Annotated in this window: 12 protein-coding genes; 7 read left to right on the top strand and 5 right to left on the bottom strand. The window is 40.6% G+C overall.

The window, feature by feature from the left end:
* The first annotated feature begins 40 nt into the window (after positions 1-40).
* Positions 41-1303, top strand: coding sequence for a UDP-N-acetylglucosamine 1-carboxyvinyltransferase (murA, locus tag AACV00_RS07785; RefSeq protein ID WP_004245292.1), 1263 nt, complete (start codon positions 41-43; stop codon positions 1301-1303).
* 205 nt (positions 1304-1508) lie between these two features.
* On the top strand, positions 1509-2558 hold the full coding sequence (locus AACV00_RS07790) for a hypothetical protein (protein WP_049219494.1): 1050 nt from the start codon (positions 1509-1511) through the stop codon (positions 2556-2558).
* 40 nt (positions 2559-2598) lie between these two features.
* Here the strand turns inward: AACV00_RS07790 and degS are convergent, their stop codons facing one another.
* From degS to zapG, 3 genes are all read right to left on the bottom strand, one after another.
* Positions 2599-3669 (bottom strand): outer membrane-stress sensor serine endopeptidase DegS, encoded by a 1071-nt coding sequence (gene degS, locus AACV00_RS07795; RefSeq protein WP_004245290.1) that lies wholly within the window; start codon positions 3667-3669, stop codon positions 2599-2601.
* Positions 3670-3860: 191 nt separating this feature from the next.
* On the bottom strand, positions 3861-5252 hold the full coding sequence (gene degQ, locus AACV00_RS07800) for a serine endoprotease DegQ (RefSeq protein WP_004248924.1): 1392 nt from the start codon (positions 5250-5252) through the stop codon (positions 3861-3863).
* A gap of 227 nt (positions 5253-5479) precedes the next feature.
* Positions 5480-5884 (bottom strand): Z-ring associated protein ZapG, encoded by a 405-nt coding sequence (gene zapG, locus AACV00_RS07805; RefSeq protein ID WP_004245287.1) that lies wholly within the window; start codon positions 5882-5884, stop codon positions 5480-5482.
* A gap of 202 nt (positions 5885-6086) precedes the next feature.
* Between zapG and zapE the strand changes: the two genes are divergently transcribed.
* From zapE to sspB, 5 genes are all read left to right on the top strand, one after another.
* Entirely contained in the window at positions 6087-7205 is a 1119-nt protein-coding gene (gene zapE / locus AACV00_RS07810; protein ID WP_036894175.1) for a cell division protein ZapE, read from the top strand.
* A gap of 449 nt (positions 7206-7654) precedes the next feature.
* Positions 7655-8083: a 50S ribosomal protein L13 gene (gene rplM / locus AACV00_RS07815; protein ID WP_004245285.1), complete on the top strand. Its 429-nt coding sequence runs from the start codon at positions 7655-7657 to the stop codon at positions 8081-8083.
* A 15-nt stretch (positions 8084-8098) separates the two neighbouring features.
* Complete coding sequence (rpsI, locus tag AACV00_RS07820; RefSeq protein WP_004245284.1) at positions 8099-8491, top strand: 30S ribosomal protein S9; 393 nt, start codon at positions 8099-8101, stop codon at positions 8489-8491.
* Positions 8492-9126: 635 nt separating this feature from the next.
* Positions 9127-9768, top strand: a complete 642-nt coding sequence (gene sspA / locus AACV00_RS07825; RefSeq protein ID WP_004245282.1) for a stringent starvation protein SspA — start codon at positions 9127-9129, stop codon at positions 9766-9768.
* A 6-nt stretch (positions 9769-9774) separates the two neighbouring features.
* Entirely contained in the window at positions 9775-10284 is a 510-nt protein-coding gene (gene sspB / locus AACV00_RS07830; RefSeq protein WP_036894177.1) for a ClpXP protease specificity-enhancing factor, read from the top strand.
* A gap of 78 nt (positions 10285-10362) precedes the next feature.
* Here the strand turns inward: sspB and AACV00_RS07835 are convergent, their stop codons facing one another.
* Positions 10363-11388, bottom strand: coding sequence for a MerR family transcriptional regulator (locus AACV00_RS07835; RefSeq protein WP_004248926.1), 1026 nt, complete (start codon positions 11386-11388; stop codon positions 10363-10365).
* Positions 11389-11538: 150 nt separating this feature from the next.
* Positions 11539-12804, bottom strand: coding sequence for an amidohydrolase (locus tag AACV00_RS07840; RefSeq protein WP_161679959.1), 1266 nt, complete (start codon positions 12802-12804; stop codon positions 11539-11541).
* Between the last annotated feature and the right edge of the window lie 13 nt (positions 12805-12817).

Below are 12817 nucleotides of genomic sequence, written 5' to 3' on the forward strand. Positions count from 1 at the left end.
GTATACAGCGTACAGCAAAATAAAAAAGAGAGTTCTACAGATGGATAAATTTAGAGTACAAGGGCCTACCTGCTTATCCGGTGAGGTCACTATTTCAGGCGCAAAAAATGCTGCACTACCAATTCTGTTCGCTGCTATCCTTGCCGAAGAGCCAGTAGAATTAACCAATGTTCCTAAGCTAAAAGATATTGATACCACCATTAAGTTACTTAATCGTTTAGGTACTAAAGTCGAACGCAACGGCTCTGTTTTTGTTGATGCTCGTCATATCAACGAATTTTGTGCTCCCTATGAATTAGTTAAAACGATGCGTGCCTCTATTTGGGCATTAGGGCCATTAGTTGCACGTTTCGGACGTGGTCAGGTTTCTTTGCCGGGTGGTTGTGCGATTGGTGCGCGCCCAGTTGATCTGCATATTACAGGTTTAGAGCAGCTTGGTGCGGAAATTACGCTGGATGAAGGTTATGTGAAAGCGCGTGTTGATGGTCGCTTAAAAGGGGCACATATTGTAATGGATAAAGTGAGCGTAGGTGCCACTATTACCATTATGACTGCTGCTGTTTTAGCCGAAGGTAAAACCATTATTGAAAACGCGGCGAGAGAGCCAGAAATTGAAGATACCGCGAATTTTCTTAATACCTTAGGCGCAAAAATCAGTGGTGCAGGCACCGATAGCATTACTATTGAAGGGGTCGAACGCCTTGGTGGTGGAACCTATCAAATTTTACCAGACCGTATTGAAACAGGGACATTCTTAGTCGCGGCGGCGGTTTCTCGTGGTCGTGTTGTTTGTCGCAATGCTAAACCAGATACGCTTGATGCGGTATTAGCTAAATTACGTGAAGCGGGTGCTGATATTGAAACGGGCGAAGACTGGATAAGCCTTGATATGCATGGTAAACGTCCTAAAGCGGTCACTCTGCGTACGGCACCACATCCTGGTTTTCCAACCGATATGCAAGCTCAGTTTAGTCTTTTAAATCTTGTGGCTGATGGAGCAGGAATGATCACAGAAACGATTTTTGAAAATCGTTTTATGCATATTCCTGAACTTATCCGTATGGGGGCTCATGCTGAAATCGAAAGCAATACTGTACTTTGCCATGGTGTTGATAAGCTTTCAGGCGCTCAAGTGATGGCTACCGATTTACGTGCTTCTGCCAGCTTAGTATTAGCCGGTTGCATTGCGGAAGGTACGACGATTGTTGATCGTATCTATCATATAGACCGTGGCTATGAAAATATCGAAGCCAAATTACAGGGTTTAGGGGCTAAAATCGAACGTCTACATTCTAATGACTAATTAAGTTTAGTTACCCTATTATAGCGATTAAAAACCATAGCACCTTATTGGTGCTATGGTTTTTTTGTATTTCTTCTGTTTAATAATGCAACAGAATAAGATAATTCATAAGGTAATTCTTTGATAGCAGGATACAGTAAAGAAAATCAGCCTGTGTTAGGTCACTCTTTATTAACCGCTTACCAATAAAAAAGGAAAAAACGCCATGCAGGTCACAAGGAAACAAGAGCGTGTTATTCGTCAAGCACTTGATCATTGGCAACAATCTGGTGAGCTATCAGCACAACAGCATCAACAACTAGAAAGTACATTACAACGCCTTCCCTTTGATTGGAAAAGATTGAGTCGCTATGCTTTTTGGATAGCTATTGCCTGCTTAATTATTGCTGCCGTTAACCTTTTTAGTGATACTGCGTTAATTCATTATCTTATCGAATTATTTAGTATTTCTGAGATTATGCGTGTGGTATTTCCTGCACTTATTGCTGGTATGTTTTATTTTTGGGGCTTTAAACGCCAACGCAAAGAAATACTATGGCATTACAGTACTGAGTTTATTCTCTTTTTAGGGATATTATTTACGGCGGTTTTTCTTTGGCAACTCGGTGAGTTGTTAGATGATGGTAGTGGTAATATTGCGCCACTTCTTTTAATGGGTTGCATTATTTATGCTGTGATTGGCTTTATCAGTCGCTCTTCATTAGTGTGGTTATTTTTCTTATTAATGTTGGGCAATTGGTTTGGTGCTAAAACGGGTTATATGTCCGGTTGGGGCGCTTATTGGCTAGGCATGAATTATCCTATTCGTTTTGTGTTATTTGGCTCTGCATTATTAGCGGGATGCTATTTTTTGCAAAATATTTTAATGCGCCGTCGCTTATTTTTTATGACAAAGATAATGGGACTGTCTTATCTCTTTATTGCGTTGTGGATCATGTCTATTTTTGGTAATTACGATCCGGATACGTGGTATTACATTTCAAGTGTGCAGTTATTACCTTGGGCTTTATTATTTGCTGTTGTTGCTGTCATTTGTATTTATATCAGCTTAAAAACCGATGATGGTATGTTGAGAGGCTTTGGACTAACATTCCTTGGTATCAATCTTTATACCCGCTTTTTTGAATATTTCTGGAATAGCTTACATAGTGCAATTTTCTTTTTTATTTTGGCTATTTCACTGATTTTTATTGGACGTAAAGCAGAAAAAATTTGGCATGCCATTGAAAATAGCCGCATGGTAAATAAGCAATAATGTCGTGAATAACGAGGTAACTCGCGAAAGTTAGCTATGGCTATGACTCTGGCTGATATTCTGAAATTGTGACATCAACATTTATTTCATTACCATCACGTAATAAGGTTACCGGTAAAACGGTACCAGGACGTGTTTCTGCAATATAGTCCATCATCTCCATAGCTGATTTAGCCGGAGCATGGTCGATACTTAAAATGATATCGCCAATTTTCATTCCCGCTTTATCAGCAGGACTATTGGGCGTAATGCGGAAGATACGTAATCCTTGGATCTGTTTAATATCGGTATTTGAAGAGCGAATTTTAGGTAGCTCTTTCGCGGTAATACCAATAAAACCACGAATAACTCGCCCATCACGGATAAGCTTATTCATAATTTTTACGGCTAATTGTGTTGGAATAGCAAAGCCAAGTCCTTCCGCACTGGGGCGATAGCCATTGTAGGTGCCTGAATCAAAGGTCATGGTATTAATACCCACTAACTCACCTTCAGTATTAATCAGTGCCCCCCCTGAATTTCCTTCATTAATTGACGCATCGGTTTGAAGGAAGTTTTGGTAACGTGTTGGGCTTAAGCCGACACGTCCTGTGGCACTAATAATACCTTGTGTGATAGTTTGCCCAATATTAAATGGGTTACCAATGGCTAAAACGACGTCACCCACATGAGAAATACGCTTACTATTGATGGGGATGGTAGGTAATTTTTCTGCATCAACTTTTAATACTGCAAGATCGGTTAAGGGATCTGAGCCAATCAATAACCCTTCATAGAGATCACCATTTTGCAAAGCCACAATAATTTGATCTGCATTATTAATAACGTGCTGATTGGTAAGAATATAGCCCCGCGGATCCATAATCACCCCCGCACCTAGCGAGGTAAGCTCGCGCCCTTCTTGAGAAAAGCTTCCCATTGTGCTGCTGTAGACATTAACTACCGCAGGTGCCGCACGGCGCACGGCTTTGTTATAGCTAAATGGGGCATTAAGAAAATCACCATTAATCAGGTGTTCAATAAAGATAGGGCGGATAGAAGGTACCGCAACCAAAAGAATGGCAGCTGTTAAAACACCAATCAAGGTAGATCGCAGTAGCTTGCTTAACATAAAAATCCTGTATTTATGTTTGAATAAGAGGATAGCGTCGTAAGTGTCATGAGAATAGCACAGTTTCGCTTTTGAAAGGATATGTCAGCGTAGAAAATCGTTTTTTAGTGATATGAAATCAAGAAAAAAACCCTATTACCGAAGTAATAGGGCTGAAAGGAACAAATAAATTAGATACTAGTAAGTGGGGTTTAACGCGAGCTGTTACGTAACAGAAGATAAATTTCTTCGTTGCCACGTTTAATGTTTAATGCAAGAACCGGTGGTTTAGCATCGATGGTTTTACGTAAGTCACCTAAGGAGCCAATTGGCATATTGTTGATACCAATAATAAGGTCGCCTTTTTGTAACCCCGATGCTGCTGCCGCTGAGCCTTTCTCCACAGAATCTACAGCAACCGCTTTAACTTGTTTGTTAACATAGTTACTGAGCGTTGCCCCTTGAAGTGCGGGAGAGAAGTTATCCGCTCGCGTTGCATCTGCTGATTGTTTCTCTAGTGTAACTTTGACATCCATTGGTTTTCCTTGGCGGATCAAACCAATCAGGATCTCTTTACCTGGTGGTGTTGTACCAACTTTTGCTCTTAATTCAGCAAAGCTATTAATGCGTTTACCATCAATAGAAATAAGGACATCACCTGGTTTGATACCGGCTTTAGCTGCGGAAGAGTCCGCCAATACTTCACTGACAAAAGCACCGCGTTGGGCATCAATTTTAAAGGATTTCGCTAAATCAGCATTCATTTCAGTACCGCGAATACCTAAAATACCGCGTTTCACTTCACCATGTGTAATCAGTTGTTGGCTGAGATCACGCGCCATATTACTTGGGATCGCGAAACCAATACCAATATTGCCACCACCTGGTGCTAAAATTGCGGTATTAATACCGATAAGTTCACCATTGAGATTAACTAAAGCACCACCAGAGTTACCACGGTTAATTGATGCATCAGTTTGAATAAAGTTTTCTAACCCTTCCAGATTTAAACCACTACGACCTAAGGCTGAAATAATACCGGAAGTCGCGGTTTGACCTAAACCAAATGGATTACCCACAGCAACCGCAAAGTCACCAACACGTAATTTATCCGAGTCAGTCATTTTAATGGCGGTTAAGTTATTGGGTTTCTCAATTTGTAGCAGGGCGATATCTGTTTGTGGATCGCTACCAATTAATTTGGCGTCAAATTCACGGCCATCATTAATTTGGAGTTGAATTTTATCGGCTCCATCAACAACGTGATTATTGGTTAATACATAACCTTTTTCAGCATCAATAATCACCCCTGAACCTAAGCCTTCAAAAGGGCGGATGCTTTGTTGTTGTGAAGGAAAATTTGGACCAAAGAAAAATTTAAACTCTTCTGGAACCTGCTGGCTTTGCACTCGAGTTCCAGAAACATGCACACTGACCACAGCGGGCAAGACTTTTTCTAGCATCGGAGCCAAGCTAGGTAGTTGTTCTCCAGATGGCATTACCGAAGGCAGGGCAGCCATACTGGTTGCCGGGAGAGTAGAGAGTGATAAACCAACACTCATCGCTAATGCGCTAAGTAGTAATTTTCTTTTTTTAGTCAACATGAATATGAGTCTCTTGATATTGTTATCAAAAATATTTATTGCTCAATATGAGCTCGATGTTACTAAGACATATAGAAATAAAGGAAAGTTCATTGGTAAGCTATCAGTAGGGCTTTCTTTTACATGGATTTACAAGACAATAGCTATCTTTAAACCGTCCCATTAAATCATTAACTTTTTACAAAATAATATAAAATAAACGCCACAATAGTTGTGGCGTTTGTGTGTTAATCATCTTTTTTATCGGTAGGTCTAAATAATCCAGATGCCCCTTCGGAATAATCCCGTGGCGGCATTTTGATCGGGGATTGATCATTGGCTGCCTCTGATTCACTTAACCGATAATTAAATGGGTTATCTTGAACAGGCATGTCTGGCATTAACTCATTGGAGCTTTTTGCCATGTGTTGATAAAGTTGGCGGTAGTCTTTCGCCATATTGTCCAGTAGTTCAGCACTTCGAGCAAAGTGGCTGACAAGCTCGTTGCGATATGTATCAAGTTCTTCTTTTTTAGTATCTAATTCTGCTTTTATAGCATCTTGTTGGCGCATGGTTTTATTACCATAACGCATTGCCAGTGCGCCGATAATAAGACCAACAACTAATCCAATCAGTGCATAAACCCAAACCATGGCAACTCCTTTTCATCTAATAGTGAGGACGATGGATTCTTATAACATCATAACCGCTAAAAGGCATGGGTGGAATAATATCCTTAAGCTTAATATGAAAATTCCTGTGTTACATCGATGTTAAAACAATTCTTACTGCTTATAATAGAGGCATTCGCAAGGTATTTACTTATGTCAAAATTTTAAGGATAAGAGAGCATCCATGACCGTTAGCACGCCATTATCACTTTATGAAACCGCGTTACAGCAAGGGGATTATCAACCTGATGAGGTTCAGCGACAAACCGTTCTCCATCTGCAACAGTTATACCATGCATTATTAAACCGGACATCACCAGAAAAAAGTTCTATTACTCAGCGGTTGTTAGGAAAGTTTCGTGCGAAAAAAAGCGCAATTGTCCCTGAGCGTGGCGTTTATATGTGGGGAGGGGTTGGGCGAGGTAAAACCTGGTTGATGGATATGTTCTATCAAAGCTTACCCACAGAACGAAAACTGCGTCTGCACTTTCACCGCTTTATGTTACGGGTGCAAGATGAATTAAAAGGCTTACAAGGGCAAGAAAATCCACTGGATATCATTGCTGACGGCTTTAAAGCGCAAACCGATGTACTCTGTTTTGATGAGTTCTTTGTTTCAGATATTACTGATGCGATGATTTTAGGAACATTACTTGAAGCGTTATTTGCCAGAGGTATTACTTTAGTGGCGACATCTAATATTCCCCCTGATGATCTCTATCGCAATGGACTACAACGCGCACGTTTTTTACCTGCTATAGAACAAATAAAAAGCCATTGTGAAATTTTGAATGTTGATGCGGGGATTGATTATCGCTTAAGAACATTAACTCAAGCCCATCTATTTTTATCTCCATTAACAGAGTATAACCGCCAGCAGATGGATAAAATTTTTACTCAGCTTGCCAGCAGTAGTGAAGTTGTATTCGCGCCGACATTAACCATTAATCATCGTCCAATGGTAATGAGAAAAGTGGCTAATGGTGTACTGGCGGTTAACTTTGATACGTTATGTGTACAAGCGCGGAGTCAACTTGATTATATTGAATTATCAAAGCACTATCACACTGTGTTGCTTTATGAAATGGTGCAGATGGGGAGTAGAAATGAAGATGTTGCCCGTCGTTTCTTAGCATTGGTTGATGAGTTCTATGAGCGTAAGGTGAAACTAATTATTAATGCTGATGTTGAGATGAGCGAGATTTATCAAGGGCAATTTTTACGTTTTGAATACCAACGTTGTTTATCGCGTTTGCAAGAAATGCAAAGTGAAGAGTATCTTTCACAGCCTCATCTCGCTTAATTGTTAAAGAAACTCTGTTTTGATTATGGTAGGATGGCGCTCATTGTAACGCTTGATGCTATTGATTGTTATAAAAATGGCAAAACGGTACTTATTAAGTGATTACAATCGCTTTGGCAAGGGAGAATGCTTCTCTTCAGGTGGTAATAGTTGATGACAGAGATGGCGAGTAGGCTAACAAAAATAGCGCCATAAGGTATTTTTTGCTGAAATATTGAAAAAGAATCCAATTGTTTTTCAATTATGACTCGATTTTTTTTTCTGACTTCTCTATAATCTTGCGACCCCACGTTGCAGCAAGTTTTTTATTTCCCAAAAAACTCGCATTTTAGAGTCAGCAGTGCTACTCGAAGGGGTAGGTTTGCTGGACACAAGAGTCGTGTGAACCTCAATAGCATTTGAACCGAGTGTTCACCAACGTGTAACTAAACATTGGGTAATTTTCAATAATGAAAACTTTTACAGCTAAACCAGAAACCGTAAAACGCGACTGGTATGTTGTTGATGCAGACGGCAAAACTTTAGGTCGTTTAGCAACTGAAATCGCACGCCGTTTACGCGGTAAACATAAAGCGGAATACACTCCGCACGTTGATACTGGTGACTACATCATCGTTTTAAACGCTGAGAAAGTAGCGGTAACTGGTCATAAACGTACTGACAAAGTTTACTACCGTCATACTGGTCACGTAGGTGGTATCAAGCAAGCGACTTTCGAAGAGATGATCGCCCGTAGTCCTGAGCGTGTAATCGAAATCGCGGTAAAAGGCATGCTGCCAAAAGGGCCTCTGGGTCGTGCTATGTACCGTAAACTGAAAGTTTACGCAGGCGCTGAGCACAACCACGCGGCACAACAACCGCAAGTTCTGGACATTTAATCGGGATAATAGGCAATGGCTGATAATCAATACTACGGCACAGGTCGCCGCAAAAGTTCTTCCGCACGTGTCTTCATTAAGCCAGGTAGCGGTAATATCGTAATCAACAAACGTAGCCTTGAAGTTTACTTCGGCCGCGAAACAGCACGTATGGTTGTTCGTCAACCGCTGGAATTAGTTGATATGCTTGGTAAACTGGATTTATATATCACTGTTAAAGGTGGTGGTATCTCTGGTCAAGCAGGTGCGATTCGTCACGGTATCACTCGTGCACTGATGGAGTACGATGAGACTCTACGTTCTGATCTGCGTAAAGCTGGTTTCGTTACCCGTGATGCGCGTTCTGTTGAACGTAAAAAAGTGGGTCTGCGCAAAGCACGTCGTCGTCCACAGTTCTCAAAACGTTAATTTGTTATCTTTTAGATATCAATTTGATGTTGAAAAACCCGTCTTTACAGGCGGGTTTTTTTATTTTTAAAATTGTTTTGAAAATGTGGTGTTGTGGCCGAAAAAAGCATGGATTAAAAGCAGATCAAAAATACGTTTTTTTAGAGTTTAATCCTTAATATCTTTTTTTTATGATATTATAAACTTAGTTTTTGTGTATATTAGCAGATTGAATTGAATTATTCGCATTGTTCACCCTAAGTGACATGAAATCTGATAGAATAGCCTGCTTTAGTGTCTTTCTTTCGACGATTTCTTAATGCTGCATGCTGCCTATGGCCATTTTACTGTGGTTAATGTCCATAAAGAATTTGACAGTCATACCAAAACTATTATGACAAATTGATATTGTGATTGTTTTGGTATTGCTTGATTATGATATGTGCCGCAAAGACAAACGGTTTTTTGAACCTGTAAAATACAATTATCTTAGGATAAGACTATTATGCAGGTGGTACTCAATGTCGTACTCAATGAAGTTAAGTTATTTATAACTTTTTAAGTTAACGGCATGAGTGCGTTTGTCTTGTAGGAATGGGGGAATGGAAGATGCATAAGCATGTTTGTTCCTTTAATTGATTAACTTGGAGGTTTTCATGGCTGTCGCTGCCAACAAACGTTCGGTAATGACTTTGTTTTCCGGTCCGACTGATATTTTCAGCCATCAGGTCAGAATTGTCCTTGCGGAGAAAGGTGTCAGTGTTGAAATTGAACAGGTTGAAGCTGGTAATCTTCCACAAGATCTTATCGATCTTAACCCGTACCAGAGTGTGCCGACTTTGGTCGATCGTGAACTGACTTTATATGATTCACGTATTATTATGGAATATCTTGATGAACGCTTCCCTCATCCTCCTTTGATGCCAGTGTATCCTGTTGCTCGTGGTAGTAGCCGTTTAATGATGCATCGCATTGAACAAGATTGGTACTCTTTAATGAATGTTATTGAAAAGGGTAACGATCAACAAGCTAATGCAGCACGTAAACAACTCGCCGAAGAGCTATTGGCGGTATCTCCGGTATTTAAAGAATACCCTTATTTTATGAGTGAAGAGTTTAGCTTAGTGGATTGCTACCTAGCTCCTCTCTTATGGCGTTTACCTGTATTAGGCGTGGATTTAAGCGGTGCAGGTGCGAAAGATGTACAAATTTATATGCAACGTGTTTTTGAGCGGGATTCTTTCCTTGCGTCATTAACCGAAGCAGAGCGCGAAATGCGTTTACCTTCAAGAGGATAATAGAGCATGGAGATTAAGGATATGTCTCCGCGCCGTCCGCATTTATTGCGTGCGCATTATGATTGGATCCTTGAAAACGAGTTAACCCCCCACTTAGTGGTAGATGTTAATGTCGTGGGTGTTCAAGTCCCTATGGAATATGCGCACGATGGTCAAATCGTACTAAATATTTCTCCTTTTGCGGTAAGTCATCTTGAATTGATGCCGCATCAGGTACTATTTAGTGCAAGCTTTGGTGGTGTACCTCGTAAAGTGCGCGTACCTATGGCGGCTGTAATAGCAATATATGCGCGAGAAAATGGTGCGGGTATGATGTTTGAGCCAGAGCCAGCCTATGAGGAAGGTTATACACCATCATTGGTGGATGATGAGCAGCAAGACGGCAGTTCAGCTTCGGCCACTGAAGGATTGTCTTTAGTGAAAGATGAGACACAGGTTGAAAACCCATCTTCTCCAGATGATGATCCTGAACCTCCTCGCCCAACAGGTCGCCCATCATTGCGTGTAGTGAAATAAATAACGTTTTTATTTTCATTGCATAAAGCCCAGTTAAATACTGGGCTTTTTTATATCTATTTGATTTTTCAATTAACGCTATTTTTGCACTAGCAAACTAATAGCCGTAAATAAATATTGACCAATCTCAGGTGTCATCCATGTACCTTTAGCGATTTCATGATCAGTTTGATAAATGGTACGGATCTTGGCCTGAATATCACTATCACCCTGTGTAAACTGATTGAACATATTTAGCCACATCTTAGCGAGGTTTTGCACCTGCTCTGAATCTGCTTTTTCTCCGCAAGTGAGTGCATTATATAATCCAGAAATAAGCTCAGGCCAGACACTGCCAGCATCAAAATAGTGCTGATGTACTACGGCAAATTGTTCCGGAGTCAGATGAGGTTTAAAAACAGATAATTGATATTCGCTAAAGCCTTTAGCAACAAAATCTATCATCTGTTTAGTAATACCGGTAGCCGTCGCAAACTTATCATCAGAAATATGCATTTTATTTAAACGGACAAAAAAGTCGGGATTTCCCCCAGTATCTTGCTCTAAAGCTATCATCCACTCTCTTGAAACTTGCATCGCTTCATTTGAATCGGCTGATTTACCTTGTTTAATCAAATTATTGACAGTTGAAATACGCTGTTGCCATGCTTGGCTTTTTAATGTGTGCGCAGTATAGAGGGGTAACTGCGCTAACTCAGAATAAGTAAAATATTTATCGTACATAGACATCATCTCCAATAAAGAAAACCAGTCATGTTGCGTAAATGGAGTGCCTGTTTGTATTTGTTGTTGAACATGCTCTAGCTGATAACGCAATTTGGCAATTTGTTGCATTTGCGTGGTTAATTGGCTAATGCGCTCTTCAATTAAACAAGCTATCTCTGCACTATGACCATTAAGAATATGACCGATGTCTTTCAGTTTGACGCCAATTTGACGTAGCATTTGAATTTGCGTTAATCGCTCTATGCTTTTCATATCATAGAGTCGATAACCTGCATCGGTTCTTGCAGTCGGTTGCAATAAACCTATCTCTTCATAATGATGGAGAGTACGGACCGTTAATCCCGTCTTTTTAGCGATCTCTCCTACTTGAAATAGCATATCTTCACCTCCTGTATGTCATGCAGGTTAAAACCTCACGTAACGTAAGGGTCAATAGGTTAATTTAAATTTTTTTGTACGATAAAACAGCATAAAAAAACGCCCTATAGTGATATAGAGCGTTTTAATGAGTCAATTAAATAAAAGAGATTATTTCAGTAATTCTTCTAAACAACCCGTATAAAGATTTACCGCAGTCATCAGTTGTTGTTCATCAAAATCAAAGCCTGCTTGGTGATGTCCGGCAGTTCTATCGGCACCAACAATAAAGTAAAGAGATTTACCACCACAGCGTTGTACTCGTTTTGCTAACACCGTTGCATCTTCACTTCCGCCGAATGGACGGGTTGGGATCGCAGTGAGTTCTGGGTGTTTACCCACCACTTTGGCCATCACATCAATCAGTTCTTGGTCATTGGTTAAATCAACCGCTTCCCCCATCACTTCGCTTTCCATTTCTAATTGGAAGCTATGTGCGGCACCTTCTGCCATACGTACAGCATTGGCAGCCATAAAGCTATTGATCTCTTCATTTTCACCACGCACTTCGATTTGCATTTCGGCATTGGCAGGAGTGACGTTACGACCTTCACCGGCTTTTAATACCCCAATATTAATACGAGACATCCCCTTACCATGGCGAGAGATCCCCAGCATTTGTGTTGCGGCATGGCAAGCACCTGCTAATGCGTTACGACCTAGCTCTGGCTCTGCCCCCGCATGAGAAGGAGTACCTTTAAAACGGAAATCATATTTAGTGGTACATAAAAAATGTGTTGGGTTAAGAACGATTTCACCACTATTGGCGATAAAGCCTAAGTGTGAGCCTAAGAAGTAATTTGCATCATCAGCAATGCCACTTTCCGCCATTGCTCTTGCACCACGAACGCCTTCTTCTGCGGGTTGGAATAAAATTTTTACTTTACCGCTCACTTTATCTTTATTGTCGACTAACCAGTGAGCAACCCCTAAACCAATAGTAATATGACCATCATGACCACAAGCATGCATTTCGCCAGGATGACAAGAGGCGAAATTTTCTACCTGTGGACGATGTTGAGTCTCTGTTGTTTCTGTTACCCCAACACAGTCAATATCAAAACGTAGTGCAACAGTAGGCCCTGGTTTGCCACTATCGAAAATAGCGACACAACCCGTAAGCTCTTGCATTTCATCAAGCAGTGCTTCGTCAACATGGTGTTTTCTTGCTACAGCCAATCCTTTTTCAACCACCTGACGACGGCGTCCAAAAGCAAAGTCTTGGTTAATAACTTCAGGGCCGACTTTAACTTCTAATTCTAAGCCACGTAGCACTTTGACGATTTTGGCAGTGGTTAAAAATTCAGACCAGCCAATTTCAGGGTATTGGTGAAATTCGCGACGCCATTTAATTAATTGTTCTAGTGAAACTGACATAATCATTTCTCCA

The organism is Proteus sp. G3927, assembly GCF_963894685.1.
Taxonomy (GTDB): Bacteria; Pseudomonadota; Gammaproteobacteria; order Enterobacterales; family Enterobacteriaceae; genus Proteus; species Proteus mirabilis.

Excerpts from the sequence above, each read along its gene's own strand:
- degQ (WP_004248924.1), bottom strand. The coding sequence starts at position 5,252 with ATGTTGACTAAAAAAAGAAAATTACTACTTAGCGCATTAGCGATGAGT.
- degS (WP_004245290.1), bottom strand. The coding sequence starts at position 3,669 with ATGTTAAGCAAGCTACTGCGATCTACCTTGATTGGTGTTTTAACAGCT.
- sspA (WP_004245282.1), top strand. The coding sequence starts at position 9,127 with ATGGCTGTCGCTGCCAACAAACGTTCGGTAATGACTTTGTTTTCCGGT.
- AACV00_RS07840 (WP_161679959.1), bottom strand. The coding sequence starts at position 12,804 with ATGTCAGTTTCACTAGAACAATTAATTAAATGGCGTCGCGAATTTCAC.
- AACV00_RS07835 (WP_004248926.1), bottom strand. The coding sequence starts at position 11,388 with ATGCTATTTCAAGTAGGAGAGATCGCTAAAAAGACGGGATTAACGGTC.
- sspB (WP_036894177.1), top strand. The coding sequence starts at position 9,775 with ATGGAGATTAAGGATATGTCTCCGCGCCGTCCGCATTTATTGCGTGCG.
- AACV00_RS07790 (WP_049219494.1), top strand. The coding sequence starts at position 1,509 with ATGCAGGTCACAAGGAAACAAGAGCGTGTTATTCGTCAAGCACTTGAT.
- rplM (WP_004245285.1), top strand. The coding sequence starts at position 7,655 with ATGAAAACTTTTACAGCTAAACCAGAAACCGTAAAACGCGACTGGTAT.
- rpsI (WP_004245284.1), top strand. The coding sequence starts at position 8,099 with ATGGCTGATAATCAATACTACGGCACAGGTCGCCGCAAAAGTTCTTCC.
- zapG (WP_004245287.1), bottom strand. The coding sequence starts at position 5,884 with ATGGTTTGGGTTTATGCACTGATTGGATTAGTTGTTGGTCTTATTATC.
- zapE (WP_036894175.1), top strand. The coding sequence starts at position 6,087 with ATGACCGTTAGCACGCCATTATCACTTTATGAAACCGCGTTACAGCAA.
- murA (WP_004245292.1), top strand. The coding sequence starts at position 41 with ATGGATAAATTTAGAGTACAAGGGCCTACCTGCTTATCCGGTGAGGTC.